Below are 14632 nucleotides of genomic sequence, written 5' to 3' on the forward strand. Positions count from 1 at the left end.
TCGGCCGATTGCTTTGCCGCATTGACCTCTGGCAAGGGGTGACGGTCGCTATGGTGGCGTTGTCGCCCAGGTCTGTGCGACCTCGACAGAGCATGGCCCGGGAGGCGTCCGTGAGTGAGCCCAGTTACCGCCACTCGATCAAGAGGCGGTTCGCCGTCCTGTTCTCGCCCCTGCGCCTCGTGCTGTGGATCGCGGCCCTCTGTTGGTGCGCGGTGCTCAACCTCGCCCTCTACATTCCCGACCCCGAGGGCATGGCATGGGCAGGGCCGGTCTCGATCGTGCCCGTCTACGCGCTGCTGGCTTGGACCCTGGTCACCGACGCCCGGCACCGGCGCGCCGAGCGCCAGGCCGACCGCGCTCGTCTCGACTGGGGCCCCCGGCTGGGCCGGGGTACTGAACTTCACCACCTCAAGCCGGGTCGCCGAATCCGGGCCGACGGGCCCGGGAAGCGGGCGCGCGAGAGTCTGAGGCGCCCCCGGGAAAGACTCGCGATCCTGCTCGCGGTGCACCTCTGACTGGGCAGAATGGGGCCGTGACGACCCAGACCACCATCTCTGACGGAGCCGCCGCATGAGCCGTTGGAGCGAGGAGCAGGTGCTGGCGACCGCGCCCGATGCGAGCTCGATCGCCGCAGGCAAGAAGCTGGCGGTGCCTGGCCCGTGGTCGGAGACCGGAGCCAACGAGACCCTCGTCTGGGGCAAGTGTCAGGGGTCGGGGAAGACGCCCTACCAGACCAGCGTCGACCTGGTCGCACCCGCCTACCGCTGCTCCTGCCCGAGCCGGAAGTTCCCGTGCAAGCACGCCATCGCGCTCCTGCTGCTCTGGGCCCGCGGAGTGGTCGGCGACGATGCGGCGATGGCCGACTTCGCGAAGGAGTGGGCCGAACAGCGCACCGAGAAGGCCGAGGCGAAGGCCAAGAAGGCAGAGGCCCCCGTCGACCCGGAGGCGCAGGCCAAGCGGCTCGCCGAGCGCCTCGCCAAGATGGACGCCGGCGTGGACGACTTCACCCTCTGGCTTGCCGACCTCGCCCGCGGCGGGTTCGCCGCAGCCAGAAGCCAGCCGTACTCCTACTGGGACCGCGCCGCTGCCCGACTCGTAGACGCGCAGTTGCCTGGCCTCGCCGATCGGGTCCGCAGCCTCGGCGAGCAGGCCCTCAGCCGCAACGACTGGGCCGACCACATGCTTCGTCAGGTGGGCAGGCTTCGTTTGCTGACGCGGGCGTGGACGCGTCGGGACCACCTCTCGGAGGCCGACCAGGCCGACCTGCGCGCCACCCTCGGGCTGCCTACCCCCACCGAGCAGGTCCGCGCCGGCCGCAAGCGCACCGCCGTATGGCAGGTGATGGGGGCGCACCGCAGCGACACCGGCACCCTGCAACAGCAGCGCACCTGGCTCAGGGCCGACGACGGCGAGATGGGGCTGCTGCTCGAGACGGCGGGCCCCGGTCAGGCACTCGGGGTGCCGCAACTCTCGGGTGCCCGACTCACGGCGACCCTCGCGTTCTACCCGGGTAACGCGCCGCAGCGGGTCCTGTTCGTGGACCAGCCCGAGGCAGGCGCGCCAGCCGAGAGCATCGGCAATGGCGTCAGCATCGCGCAGGCGATCGGGGACGCCGCCGCCGCGCTTGCAGTGGCCCCGTGGCGCACGCGCCATCCCGTCAGCCTGACCGACATCAGGCTGCAGGCCGACCCGCCCGCGGCCCTCGACGCCGACGGCACGGGCGTCCTCCTGGGCGACGACGTCGACATTCACCTGCTGATGGCGATCACCGGTGGGCACCCGTTCGACGTCTTCGGGGAACTCGAGGACGCCCGACTGCGGATCCTCGCCATCGCATCGGCTGGGGCGGTGGTCGCCTCATGACCGACCTGAACCCGTCGGAGGTGGTGGCCTGGGCGAGCGCGCTGCGCACGGCCGCGCTCGTCGGCACGGGTCGGCGGGCTTCCGCGGGCGCCCCAAGCGGGTTCGGGACGCCTCCAGAGGACGGCGAGACATTCCTCGATCAGGCTGCGCTGTTCGACGTCATGAGTCGCGCCGGGGCGCGCCCGGTCGCGTGCGTGGCAACGACGCAGGCACCACCCGAGACACGCGCGTATCCACCGGCTGAGGCATCCCGGGTGCTCTCGCTGATCCTGCGCCAACCGCCGCTCAAGGGCGAACTGCGCGACGAGCTGATCCTCACCTGGCTGCGGGTCTGCGGAGCTCACAACCTCGTCGTGCGACCGGAGGCCCTTCCCGAGCTCTTCGAGTTCGCCCGGCCAAAGGTCAAGGCGCGCCAGTTGCTGAGTGACTGTTGGGGCGAGCGAGGCCGCTGGTTCGCGGCGAACTTCGACCCGAAGCTCCTCAAGGTGACGGTAGACAGCGACGAGGCGCTCGGCGACACCGTCGCGCCAGGGCAGATCGACGACCTGGTCCGCGAGTGGCCAACCCTCGACACGCCCGCCGCCGCGATCCAACTTCGCCGCCTCCGCGCGACCGACCCGGACCGGGGCCGCGAGTTGCTGAGCGCACACTGGTCGAAGCTGCCCGCCAAGGCCCGCGCCGAGCACTTGGAGACGCTCGCGGCAACCCTCTCGCTCGGCGACGAGGACCTGCTCGAGTCGGCGCTCGAAGACCGCGCGAAGTCCGTCCGCGAGGTCGCCGTCGCGATGCTGGCGGGTCTCGGCGGATCCCGATTCAGGGCACGGATGGGGGAGCGCCTCGCCCCTTTGATCACCGTCGAGAAGAAGCTGCTCCGGCCGACCCGGATCCGGCTCGCGCTACCCCAGGGAGTCGACGAGGCCGGCACCCGTGACGGGCTCCCGGCGCCCGACCCGTCCGACGCCAACCAGCCGACGGCGTGGCTCGGCGCCATGATCGAGGCCGCCCCGCTCGACGTGTGGGTCAAGGCCTCCGGGCTGAAGCCGCGCGACATCGTCGAAGCGTTCGACTCGAACAGCTCCGACGCGCACCATTTCTCCGAGGCCATCGCGAACTCGGGCGACGCCGAGTGGGCCGACGCGATCGCCCCGACCACGACCAATCCGCGCGTCGTCGCCGTCATGTCGCCCGCCAAGCGCGAGGGCTGGCTGCTCGAGCACTCGGCCAAGACCTCCGAGAGCCCCCACCTTTTCGTCAGCGCGATCAAGGCGACCCCGCAGCCCTGGTCCCGTGAGGTCTCCGAGGCGATCGTGAGGCGGTTGGGCGGCGCGGAGGACGGCGACTACTTCCTCTACGCGTTCGACGCCCACCTGATCGCCGGGCTCGGCCCCCAGAGCCTTGCGCAGGCGAGGGAACTGCTAGCCCGGCCCGTCAAGGACCCGGACAAGCTCGCGCAGGCGCGCGCCAAGTTGCTGACGATCATGCAGTTCCAGACCTTCAACCAGACCATCCGCGACGCATTCGCGTCAGCCGAGGAGGCACAGTGAGCACCACGACCAGCACCGACCAGGTTCTCCGCGCCCACGCGGAGCAGGCCTACGCCGACGAGCTCGCCGCGCTGGCCGCCGTCGACGACCGCCCGCGCCCACCGCAGTGGAAGCTGTCGCCATGGGCCGTGTCGACCTATCTGCTCGGCGGCACGCTGAAGGACGGCACCGCGATCAGCGCCAAGTACCTCGGCAACCGGCGCCTCATCGAGATCGCCATCGCCTCGCTCGCCACCGACCGTGCCCTGCTCCTGCTCGGCGTGCCAGGCACCGCGAAGTCGTGGGTCTCCGAGCATCTCGCGGCCGCCATCAGCGGGAACTCGACGCTGGTCGTGCAGGGCACGGCAGGCACGCCAGAGGAGGCGATCCGCTACGGCTGGAACTACGCACGGCTGCTCGCCGAGGGGCCGTCGGAGGCGGCGCTCGTGCCCGGCCCCGTGATGCGGGCGATGGCCGACGGTGGCCTGGTCCGCGTCGAGGAACTGACCCGCATCCCCGCCGATGTGCAGGACTCGCTCATCACGATCCTGTCCGAGAAGACGCTCCCCATCCCGGAGCTCGACACCGAGGTGCAGGCCAGACGCGGATTCAACCTGATCGCCACCGCCAACAACCGCGACAAGGGCGTCAACGACCTGTCCTCGGCGCTGCGCCGCCGGTTCACCACCGTGGTGCTGCCGCTTCCCGACTCGCTCGACCAGGAGATCGAGATCGTGCAGACCCGCGTCGCCTCCCTCGGCGCCTCGCTCGAGCTCCCCGCCGACCTGGCCGAGCTGTCCGAGATCAGACGGGTCGTCACGGTCATGCGCGAGCTGCGCTCCGGGCAGACGGCGGACGGGCGCACCACCATCAAGTCGCCCAGCTCCACCCTGTCGACCGCCGAGGCGATCTCGGTGATGACGAGCGGGCTCAGCCTCGCCACCCACTTCGGTGAGGGCAGGGTGGGCGCTGAGGAGGTCGCGGCCGGCCTCGTCGGCGCTGTCGTCAAGGACCCCATCCAGGACACCGTCATCTGGCAGGAGTACCTCGAGACGGTGGTGCGGAACCGTCCCGAATGGGCCGACCTGTACCGCGCCTGCCGCGACCTCGAGACCGCCAACTGACATGTCGGAGGTCCACGTCCTCGGGATCCGGCACCACGGCCCCGGCTCCGCACGCTCGGTCGCCGAGGCGCTCGACGAGCTGCGCCCCGACCTGGTCCTCATCGAGGGCGCGCCAGAGCTGGACGAGCTGACCGACCTCGCGGGCGACCCCGACATGGTGCCGCCCGTGGCGGCGCTCGTCTACGCCTCCGAGTCCCCGAGGCTCTCCAGCTTCTACCCGGTGGCCAGCTTCTCCCCGGAGTGGGTCGCGATGCGATGGGCCGCGCGCAACGGCTCACAGCAGCGCTTCCTCGACCTGCCGGCGGTCAACGCCCTCGCCATTGCCCAAGGCATCGCCGAGGAACGCGAGCGGCGACTCGCCGAGGCGACGGCACCGGGGGCAGACCAGCCTGAGGAGGTCGACGAGGCGGCCGACGCGCCCGCCAACGGCGCCGAGGCCGGGGCAGATGAGCGGGCCCGGCGCGCGCCGTCGGATCCCATCACGGCGCTCGCCGCGGCCGCCGGGTACGACGACCCGGAGCGGTGGTGGGAGGACGCCGTCGAGCAGAGAACCGACTCGGTGCTCGACCGGTTCGCCGCCATCCGCGAGTCGATCGCCGAGCTTCGCGCCGACGAGACCGACCCCGACTCTCCGATCCTCGACGGCGGCGCCCTCCACATCGACGCGCTGAGCGACCCCGTCGGCGAGGCCATGACGGCCGTGCGCGAGGCCGCTATGCGCAAGGTGCTGCGGCAGGCCATCAAGGACGGCCACCAGCGCATCGTGGTGGTGTGCGGGGCGTGGCACGCGCCCGCGCTCGACCCCGCCACCTTCCCGCCGGTCGCCAAGGACAACCGCCTCCTCAAGGGGCTGCCGAAGGTCAAGGCCGCCGCGGCCTGGGTGCCGTGGACGGCGTCGCGGCTGAGCTACGAGTCGGGGTACGGCGCGGGCGTCTCATCCCCGGGCTGGTACCGGCACCTCTTCGACCATTGGGCAGCCGGCTTCGACCACGACGTGGCGATGAGCTGGCTGATCCGGGTGGCGAGGGCGCTGCGTCAGCAAGGCATCGACGCGTCAACGGCCTCCGTCGTGGAGGCCACGAGGTTGGCGAGCACCCTCGCGTCGCTGCGCGGGCGTCCGAGCGCCGGGCTCTCGGAGCTTGACGACTCGGCGCTCAGCATTCTGGCCGACGGCAACCCGATCCCACTGAGGCTCGTGCACGACGACCTGGTGGTGGGAAGGGAACTCGGGGCCGTGCCTGAGCGCGCCCCGCTGGTGCCCCTGGCGGCCGACCTGGCAGCGGCGCAGCGGGCCACCAGGCTCAAGCCCACCGCAGCTGTGCAGACGGTGACGCTCGACCTCCGCACCCCGGGCGGGCTGGCCAGGTCGATCCTGCTGCACCGGCTCGTCCTCCTCGGCATCGGGTGGGGGTCGCCGACCTACGCCGGTCGCACCACCGGCACCTTCAAGGAGTCGTGGCAGCTCGAGTGGGTGCCCGAGTTGGCAGTCGCCGTCGTCGAGGCGAGCCTGTTCGGCACCACCGTCGCGTCGGCCGCCTCCGCCAAAGCCGCGGAACTCGCGCGCGAGGCGACCTCGCTGAGGGACCTGTCCGAGCTCATCTCGAGATGCCTCACCGCGGAGCTACCGGTACACGACGTCGTCCAGACGCTCGCCGACCGCTCCGCCGTCAACACCGACGTCGCAGGGCTGCTGGGCGCGGTCGAACCGCTCGCTCAGGTGACCCGCTACGGCACCGTCCGTGGCGTCGACACCACCGAGGTCAACACGGTGCTGCGCGCCATCGTCGCCCGCGGCTGCGTCGGCCTCCCGATGGCGGGCGTCGGCATCGACGAGGAATCGGCCGCGGCGCTCGTCAAGGCCGTCGACGCGGCGCACGCGGGCCTCACGCTGATCGAGGACGACGCACTCCTCGGGCAGTGGTATTCGGCGCTCGGCGTCGTCGCCGCCCGCGATCAGGTGCCGGGGCGCCTCGCGGGCCGCGCCACCCGGATGCTGCTCGACGCGGAACGCGTCGACCGCGACGAGGTCGGCAGGCGGATGGGCACCTGGCTGTCTCCCGTGCTCGACCCAGTCGACTCGGCCGGTTGGCTCGACGGCTTCCTCGCGGGTTCCGCCATCATCCTGATCCACGACCCCGGCCTGCTCGCCCTGGTCGACGGGTGGGTCGCGGGGGTAGCGACCGAGGCGTTCGAGGACCTCCTTCCCCTCCTCAGGCGCACCTTCACCCAGTTCGCCAAGCCGGAACGCAAGATGATCGGCGAGCAGGTCTCGACGGGCGCGCGGGAGGACGACGTGCGCGGCGACTGGGACCTGGCCGCCGCCGCCCCCGGCATCGGCGCGGTCGCCCGGATGCTCGGATGGGAGGCGGCATGAGCGAGGACACCACCGTCGGCCGGACACCCGAGCGGCTGACCCGCTGGCGGCTGATCCTCGGCTCCGACGAGGCCGACGGCGTCACCTTCGACGGGGCGCCCGTCCAGTTGGGCGAGGACGACGCCGTCCGCGACAAGGTGCTGACCGACCTGTACGACGCCGACCGGCGCGGCGGGCTCGGCAGTTCGAGCCCAAAGGTCGCCCGGTGGCTCGGCGACATCCGCAGCTACTTCCCGAGCTCGGTGGTCCAGGTCATGCAGGGCGACGCCATGGAACGCCTCGGCCTTCGCGAACTCCTGCTGGAACCCGAGATGATGCGCGCGGTGCAGCCCGACATCAACCTCGTGAGCACCCTGATCGGGTTGAGCGGCGTGATCCCCGAGCACTCCAAGGAGACCGCGCGCGCCGTCGTTCGACAGGTCACCAACGAGTTGGAGGAGCGGCTCCGGTCGCGCACCGTCCAAGCCGTCACTGGCGCCATCGATCGATCGTCGCGCACCAACCGGCCCAAGTTCCGCGACGTCGACTGGAACCGCACCATTGCGGCCAACCTGAAGAACTACCTTCCCGACCACAAGACCGTCGTCCCGGAGCGGCTCGTCGGGAATGCCCGGCGACAGTCGCAGGTGGAGCGCGAGATCATCCTCTGCATCGACCAGTCGGGCTCGATGGCGGAGTCGGTCGTCTACTCCGCGGTGTTCGGTGCGGTGCTCGCCTCGCTCCGCTCGGTCAAGACGCATCTTGTGGTGTTCGACACCTCCGTCGTCGACCTCACCGATGAGATCGACGACCCCGTCGACGTGCTGTTCGGCGTGCAGTTGGGCGGAGGCACCGACATCAACGGGGCGCTTGCCTACTGCCAGGGCCTGATCACCCAGCCGACGGACACGGTGCTGGTGTTGATCAGCGACCTGTACGAGGGCGGGATCGCCGAGGAGATGCTGCGCCGCGCCAACTCGATCGTCGGCTCGGGGGCGACGATGGTCGCGCTGCTTGCGCTGTCCGATTCGGGCAGGCCGTCCTACGACCCGCAGCACGCGAACGCGCTCGGCTCGGTCGGCGTCCCGTCCTTCGCCTGCACGCCCGACCTGTTCCCCGACCTGATGGCCACCGCGATCCAGCGCGAGGACATCGGCGCCTGGGCGGCCGCCAACGACATCGTCACGACGCACGCCGAGCCCGACTCCACCTAGCGCGCCTCGCGGGGGATACCCGGCGAGGGAGCGTGGCGATCCCGGGTACCTCGCGCGCGTGCGCCACAATGGCGAGCGGTGGGGCACCTCCGCGCCCGCACCGACGTCCGTCCGAAGGGTCGATTCCATGAGGGCACTGCTGGTGAGCAGCGGGCTGGCCATCGTCGTCTCCCTGCTCGGGACGTGGTTCGCCATCGGCCTGTTCCGCCGGATCGGGTTCGGGCAGCCCACCCGCATCGACGGCCCGACCGCCCACCACGTCAAGCGCGGCACCCCGACCATGGGCGGCGTCGTCATCGTCGTCGCGACCGTGGTCTCCTACCTCACCGGCACCCTCGTCACCGGCAACCTGCCGAGCGCCAGCGCATGGCTCGCGCTGCTCCTCTTCGTCGGCTGTGCCGCGATCGGCTTCCTGGACGACTACATCAAGGTGTTCACACAGGACAACCGCGGCCTCAGCCCCAAGGGCAAGATCATCGGGCAGGCCGTGGTCGCGCTCGGGTTCGGTATCCTCGCCACCCAGTTCTTCGCCGACGCGCAGGGCGTGCGACCCGCGTCGATGTACCTCTCCACGACCCACGACTGGGGCATCAAACTCCCGCTCGTGGTGGTGCTGCTGATCATCTGGTTCATGGTGACCGCCACCTCCAACGCCACCAACATCGTCGACGGCGCGGACGGCCTGCTGGCGGGGAGCGCCGCGATGGTCTTCGGCGCATACGCGTTGCTGAGCGTGTGGCAGAGCAACCAGCGCTGCAACTCCCCGCGGCCGACGGTCATCGCCGAGCAGTGCTACCCGGTGCGCGACCCCCTCGACCTTGCGGTGTTCTCCGCGACGGTCGCCGCCGCCTGCATCGGGTTCCTCTGGTGGAACGCCAAGCCCGCGAAGATCTTCATGGGCGACGTCGGGTCGCTCGCGCTCGGCGGGGCGCTTGCGGGGCTCGCGATCATGTCGCGCACCGAACTCCTGCTCGCCGTGATCGGCGGCCTCTTCGTCCTCGACACCATGACGGTGCTGATTCAGCGGTACTACTTCAAGGCGACGCGGCGACTGACGGGCACCGGCAAGCGGATCTTCCCGATCGCACCCATCCATCACCACTTCGACGACAAGTGGGGCGAGGCGGCCATGGTGATCCGGCTGTGGATCCTGTGCGGCCTGTGCGTGCTTGCCGGCCTCGCGATCTTCTACGCCACCTGGCTCGCCTGAGCCCCTTACCTGGAGGCCGGCAGGCGCTGCTGCCGCTAGGTTGGTGAGATGAGCGACTACCTCGACGTCAACCGGGCCAACTGGGACTCGCGGGCCGACGTCCACATGGGCGAGGGCGGCTACGACCTGCGCGAGATCGACGACCCAGGCTGGATCTCGCAGGTCGTCGCGTTCGACCGGCCGCGCCTCGGAGACATCGACGGCCTCGACGGCGTGCACCTGCAGTGCCACCTTGGCACCGACACGTTGAGCCTCGCCCGCCTCGGCGCGAGGATGACGGGGCTCGACCTCTCGCCGAACTCGCTGCGCTACGCGCGCCGGATCGCGGAACGCGTCGGCCTGGACATCGACTACGTCGAATCGGACGTGTACGGCGCCGTCGAGGCGCTCGGAAGGCAACGCTTCGACCTCGTGTACACCGGGATCGGCGCACTCTGCTGGATCCCCGACATCCGCCGCTGGGCGCAGACCGCGGCCGACCTGCTGCGGCCCGGCGGTCGGCTGTTCGTGCGTGACGGGCATCCCGTGCTGAACTCGGTGCTCCCCGTGACCGTCGGGCAGGTGCAGCCCGACTCGGACCAGCAGGAGTGGCTGACCGGTGTCGGTTCGCTGACGCCATCGCTCGAGTTGCCGTATTGGGAGCGCGACGAGCCGATGGTCTGGGAGGACGCCGTCAGCTATGCGGGCACCGAGGCGGTGGCCTCTCCCACGAGCATCGAGTGGAACCACGCCATTTCCGAGATCGTGATGGCCGTCCTCGACGCGGGCCTCACGCTTGAACTGCTCGCCGAACACGACAGCGTCCCGTGGGACGCGGTGCCGGGAATGATGGAGATGGACGAGGTCGGCGAGTTCCGGCTCCGCGACCGTCCCGACCGCCTGCCCGCGAGCTTCACCCTGGTCGCCCGGCGCGCTGGTTGAGCCATGCGGAGCGCGGAGCGGTCCGCATCGGTCGAAACCTCCGACGCTTCCCGCCCGAACCCGGCCACGCGGGACTATGTTTCGTGCATGACGCACACTCTCGGCCGGCTCGCGGCAGGCGCCGTCCTGGCCCTGCTCGTCGGCTGCTCGTCGGGCGCGTCCTCCTGTGCCGCCCCAACGGTGACGGGGCTGCCCGACGTCGTGGCCCCGGGCGAGTCGGTCACCGTGACCGTGTCGAACCTCTGGGACGGCTGCAGCGACACGGGCGGCGGCCCCAACAAGCCCATCCGGGGGACGGCGCGGATCGACGTTCTGTCGAGGACGGATCGGGACCATCCGATCGTCACGGCCGACACCGGTGAGGTCGCGGCCGACGCCTCCGCAGAGTTGACCTTCCAGATCCCCGAGCCGACGCCCGAGGGCGAGGCCTACCTCTCCCTGGACGGGTCGGACCTCGCGAGCTTCCGGATCGGCGGCTAGTCGCCGGAGGTGTGCTTGGCGCGGCGCACGATCAGCGGGTCAGGCGCGTACACGACGGAGTCGTCGCGGCCCTCGTAGTCGAACTGGTACAGGAACGAGCGCATCGCGTTGATCCGTGCGCGCTTCTTGTCGTTCGACTTCACCGTCGTCCACGGCGCGTACTTCTTGTCTGTGCGCAGCAGCATCTGCTCCTTCGCCTCGGTGTAGGCGTCCCAGCGGTCCAGGCTTTCCAGGTCCATGGGGGAGAGCTTCCACTGCCGCACCGGGTCCAACTGCCGCAGCGCGAAGCGGGTGCGCTGCTCGTCCTGGGTCACCGAGAACCAGAACTTGGTGAGGCTGATGCCCGACTCGACAAGCATCCGCTCGAACTGCGGCGCCTGCAGCATGAACGTCTCGTACTCCTCGTCGGTGCAGAACCCCATCACCTTCTCGACGCCCGCCCGGTTGTACCAGGACCGGTCGAACAGCACCATCTCGCCGGCGGTCGGCAGGTGCTGGACGTAGCGCTGGAAGTACCACTGGCCCCGCTCGGTGTTCGACGGTGCCGAGAGGGCGACGACGCGGGCCGCGCGCGGGTTGAGGTGCTCGTTGAACCGCTTGATGGTGCTTCCCTTGCCGGCCGCGTCGCGCCCTTCGAAGACGAGGACGTGCTTGGCGCCGGTGTCCTGGGACCAGTACTGGAACTTCAGCAACTCGACCTGGAGGAGGTACTTCTCGTGCTCGTAGTCTGTGCGGTCCATCAGCGAGTCGTAGGGGTAGCCGTCCTGCCAGGTGTCGATGGCCGACCCGTCCGGCGCGATCAGTTCCGGGTCGACGCCCTCTGCGCCCTCGACGCGGTACCCCTCTTCCTTGAGGTGATCGATGTACTCGCGCAGCGGCATGTTCTGGGTCATGGGCAATACATACCCTGTCCAGGTGTCGCGCGGGTGAACAACCGCGGGTTGAGCCATGAAGGACCGGACTTCATCGGTCGAAACCTTCGTGCGCGTGCGGTGGGTCCGCTGGTTGAGCCATGAAGGACGCGTCAGCGGACTTCATCGGTCGAAACCTCTTGCACGTCCAGCGGGTCTCGGGATGGACCGGGGAGGGGCTTGGTGAGAGTCGCTGCACCGGGTGCCAGGGGTTCCGACGCAGCGCGCGCGACTGCGTCGCGGCCGCTGGCTCAACCAACGAGGCACGCTGGTTGAGCCATGAAGGACGCGTCAGCGGACTTCATCGGTCGAAACCTCTTGCACGTGCAGCGGGTCTCGGGATGGACCGGGGAGGGGGTTGGTGAGAGTCGCTGCACCGGGTGCCGGGGGTTTCGACGCAGCGCGCGCGACTGCGTCGCGGCCGCTGGCTCAACCAACGGGTCAGCGGCTGGCCAGGACGAGGTCGGCGACCTCCTCGGCGCGCTCGACCACGGCCTCCGCGCCCGCCTCGAGGAGCGACTCGCGCGAGGAGGCTCCCGTGGTGATGCCCATGGCCCGCATCCCCGCGGCGAGCGCCATCTCCATGTCCGAGGTGGCGTCGCCGACGTACCAGGTGCCGCCGGCCTGGGCGCCCATCAGTTCGAGCGCCATCCACGCGGAGTCTGGCGCTGGCTTGCCGCGGTCGACCATCTCGGTGCCGACAAGCACGTCGACGTCGCCGCGGATCCCGATGATCTCCAGCAGGTGGTCGGCCTCGGGCGTCGTCTTCGCGGTCACGACGCCGATCGCGAGGCCCGCGTCGCGGAGCCTGAGCAGCATCTGGTGCACGCCGGGGAGCAGCAGTTCGTGGCCCTGCTCGTTGATCGCGCCGTACCAGCTCTCGTGGTACGTGGTGACCATCTCAGCGATCCGGGGATCGTCGGCCCTGAATCCGCTCAGCTCCGAGAGTGTCAGTTCGAGGGGCCTGTCGATGTAGGGGACCACCGCCATCGGCTCGGTCGGGACGCCGAAGACCGTGACGGTCGTCGCGATGTGCTCGGCGATCAGGGGGACGGTGTCGGCGAGGGTGCCGTCGAGGTCGAACAGGACTGCTGGGATGCTCACACCCTCACCCTATGCCCGGCGCGCCGATCGTGCCCTGGCAAGGTCGCCATCCACGTGGGCGAGCCGACCCCGTTACGCGGGCCTGTTCCTCGTTCCTCGAGCTTGTCCCCCGTTCCCCGAGCTTGTTCCCGTTCCCCGAGCTTGTCGAGGGGTCCGAGGGCTGAGCGTGTGGTTGCGGACGCCTCGAAGCCTCAGCGAGTGGTGGTGTCGTTCCCCGAGCTTGTCGAGGGGTCCGAGGGCTGAGCGCGTGGTTTCGGACGCTTCGACAGGCTCAGCGAGCGGTGGTTGGGGACGCTTCGACAGGCTCAGCGAGCGGTGGTTGGGGACGCTTCGACAGGCTCAGTGGGCGGTGGTGTCGTTCCCCGAGCTTGTCGAGGGGTCCGAGGCTGAGCGGTGGTTTCGGACGCTTCGACAGGCTCAGCGAGCGGTGGTTTCGGACGCTTCGACAGGCTCAGCGAGCGGTGGTTGCGGACGCTTCGACAAGCTCAGCGACCGAGCCATCAGTTCGCGGCGACCGGCTCGGGGTACTCCTTGCCGAGGCACTGGTAGCCCTTCGCCACGGCGGAGACCAACCGCCTCTGACCCTCGAGGTCCCACTTCACGTTCGGGAAGTACTTCCCGTAGCCCGGGGGGTCCACCGACTCGGCGCTGCCAGCGACCAGCCACTGCGCCTCGCCGTCCACGTCCTCGGCATTGGTCAGGTAGGCCGCGCCCTTCGCCGGCGACTCCGGGGTCGGAGCGTCCGAGAAGTCGACGACGACCCACCACCGCGATCCCGGGTCGATGCCCTCTCCGACGAACACCTGGGTTGCCTCCGACAGCCCCGGGCGACCCCACCGCTTCTCGTAACTGCGGTGCGTCGCCTTGGACACGTCCTCGCACTCCAACGACGCCACGATCTTCTCGTCCGGCTGCGCGATGGCGCCCTGCTGGGGCGCGGGCGACGGCGTCGACTCAGGCTCCGTCTCCACCGGCACTGCAGGCGGCTCCGGCTCTTCGTGTTCGCTTGCCACCACAGTCGGGGACGGCGAGGGGTTCGGGCCCGCCGTGCACCCCGACAGGAGCGTCAGCGTCGTCGCGGCCGCGCAGGCCGCCGTCATCCAGGAGCGCATGGCCCCATCATCGTTCACGCTCCGCCCGGCCCACCAGGCCGGGCGGCAAGTTCGGGCCCACCGGCCAGCGCCCGTGGACCACGGTCGTACGGCGATTCGTGAGCGGGTCGTGCCTCAGCAACTGATCCCGGACGGTTTGGCCGGGACGGCCCCCGTGTCGCGGCACAGCCCGATGCCCTTGGCGGCGAGGCCCTTCTTGATGCCGGAGACGGCCGTGGCGTTGAAGCCGTGCCACTGCATGTGCATCAGGACGGTGTCGCCCTTGCGCGCGTTGCGCACCACGTAGCTGACCAGTTGCGAGGTTGACTTGCCCCTCCAGTCGTTGGTGTCGACCGTCCAGGTCCACATCTTCATGCCGACGGCGGTGTAGGCGCGGCGCACCGTCGAGTTGTACGCCCCGTACGGCGGGCGACCATAGGTCGTCACGACCCCGGGCGCCTTCAACTGCTTGACGACGGAGGAGTAGCTCAGCCGCGTCAACTGTGGGTGGCTGACGGAGTGGTTGAACACGTAGTGCCCCATCGACAGGGCGTAGCCCACGTCGAAGCGCTTGGCCTTGATGCAGTCGCCCGTCGGGAACAGCGCGACGCGCACGCCCAGGTTCTTGAACGCCTTCAGGGTCGACTTGAACGAGGAGAGCGACTTCGGGCAGTCGTCGAAGGTCAGGATCACGCGGTTCGAGGTGTTCGGACCGCGGCTGATGGAGTAGTCGGCCGAGGCGGTCGGCGTCGGGCTCATGGCGAGCAGCAGCGCGAGTGTCGCGCCGATCGAGATGCAGAATCTGGCGAGTCTCATGGTGGTTCCCCCTGGCCTGCCG

General features: G+C 70.0%; 13 protein-coding genes. 9 read left to right on the top strand and 4 right to left on the bottom strand.

All coding sequences use genetic code 11. The features are described 5' to 3' along the window. Positions 1-110: 110 nt before the first annotated feature. From BW730_RS17150 to BW730_RS17190, 9 genes are all read left to right on the top strand, one after another. Positions 111-515: a hypothetical protein gene (locus BW730_RS17150; protein ID WP_145952952.1), complete on the top strand. Its 405-nt coding sequence runs from the start codon at positions 111-113 to the stop codon at positions 513-515. A 55-nt stretch (positions 516-570) separates the two neighbouring features. Then, the gene (locus tag BW730_RS17155; RefSeq protein WP_077687333.1) at positions 571-1863 is read left to right on the top strand and encodes an SWIM zinc finger family protein; all 1293 of its coding nucleotides are present in this window, start codon (positions 571-573) and stop codon (positions 1861-1863) included. Beyond that, positions 1860-3407 carry a DUF5691 domain-containing protein gene (locus tag BW730_RS17160; RefSeq protein WP_077687334.1) on the top strand — a complete coding sequence of 516 codons (1548 nt, stop codon included), beginning with the start codon at positions 1860-1862 and terminating at the stop codon, positions 3405-3407. The genes BW730_RS17155 and BW730_RS17160 overlap by 4 nt, the downstream gene beginning before the upstream one ends. Further along, the gene (locus BW730_RS17165; protein ID WP_077687335.1) at positions 3404-4510 is read left to right on the top strand and encodes an ATP-binding protein; all 1107 of its coding nucleotides are present in this window, start codon (positions 3404-3406) and stop codon (positions 4508-4510) included. Before BW730_RS17160 ends, BW730_RS17165 begins: the two co-directional genes overlap by 4 nt. A gap of 1 nt (position 4511) precedes the next feature. Then, positions 4512-6884 carry a DUF5682 family protein gene (locus BW730_RS17170; protein WP_077687336.1) on the top strand — a complete coding sequence of 791 codons (2373 nt, stop codon included), beginning with the start codon at positions 4512-4514 and terminating at the stop codon, positions 6882-6884. Further along, the gene (locus BW730_RS17175; RefSeq protein ID WP_077687337.1) at positions 6881-8077 is read left to right on the top strand and encodes a VWA domain-containing protein; all 1197 of its coding nucleotides are present in this window, start codon (positions 6881-6883) and stop codon (positions 8075-8077) included. The genes BW730_RS17170 and BW730_RS17175 overlap by 4 nt, the downstream gene beginning before the upstream one ends. A gap of 127 nt (positions 8078-8204) precedes the next feature. Further along, positions 8205-9287, top strand: a complete 1083-nt coding sequence (mraY, locus tag BW730_RS17180; protein ID WP_077687338.1) for a phospho-N-acetylmuramoyl-pentapeptide-transferase — start codon at positions 8205-8207, stop codon at positions 9285-9287. Positions 9288-9335: 48 nt separating this feature from the next. Further along, complete coding sequence (locus BW730_RS17185; protein WP_077687339.1) at positions 9336-10208, top strand: class I SAM-dependent methyltransferase; 873 nt, start codon at positions 9336-9338, stop codon at positions 10206-10208. Positions 10209-10295: 87 nt separating this feature from the next. After that, on the top strand, positions 10296-10688 hold the full coding sequence (locus BW730_RS17190; protein WP_077687340.1) for a hypothetical protein: 393 nt from the start codon (positions 10296-10298) through the stop codon (positions 10686-10688). On the opposite strand, the gene ppk2 is transcribed toward BW730_RS17190, so the two are convergent. The 4 genes from ppk2 to BW730_RS17210 form a co-directional block, all read right to left on the bottom strand. Beyond that, positions 10685-11581: a polyphosphate kinase 2 gene (gene ppk2 / locus BW730_RS17195; RefSeq protein WP_077687341.1), complete on the bottom strand. Its 897-nt coding sequence runs from the start codon at positions 11579-11581 to the stop codon at positions 10685-10687. The two genes, BW730_RS17190 and ppk2, sit on opposite strands and share 4 nt — an antisense overlap. A 459-nt stretch (positions 11582-12040) precedes the next feature. Further along, the gene (locus BW730_RS17200; RefSeq protein WP_077687342.1) at positions 12041-12703 is read right to left on the bottom strand and encodes an HAD family hydrolase; all 663 of its coding nucleotides are present in this window, start codon (positions 12701-12703) and stop codon (positions 12041-12043) included. A gap of 500 nt (positions 12704-13203) precedes the next feature. After that, positions 13204-13815: a hypothetical protein gene (locus tag BW730_RS17205; protein ID WP_077687343.1), complete on the bottom strand. Its 612-nt coding sequence runs from the start codon at positions 13813-13815 to the stop codon at positions 13204-13206. Between the two features lie 114 nt (positions 13816-13929). After that, positions 13930-14610: a polysaccharide deacetylase family protein gene (locus tag BW730_RS17210; RefSeq protein WP_077687344.1), complete on the bottom strand. Its 681-nt coding sequence runs from the start codon at positions 14608-14610 to the stop codon at positions 13930-13932. Between the last annotated feature and the right edge of the window lie 22 nt (positions 14611-14632).

This window comes from Tessaracoccus aquimaris (assembly GCF_001997345.1).
GTDB classification, from domain to species: Bacteria; Actinomycetota; Actinomycetes; order Propionibacteriales; family Propionibacteriaceae; genus Arachnia; species Arachnia aquimaris.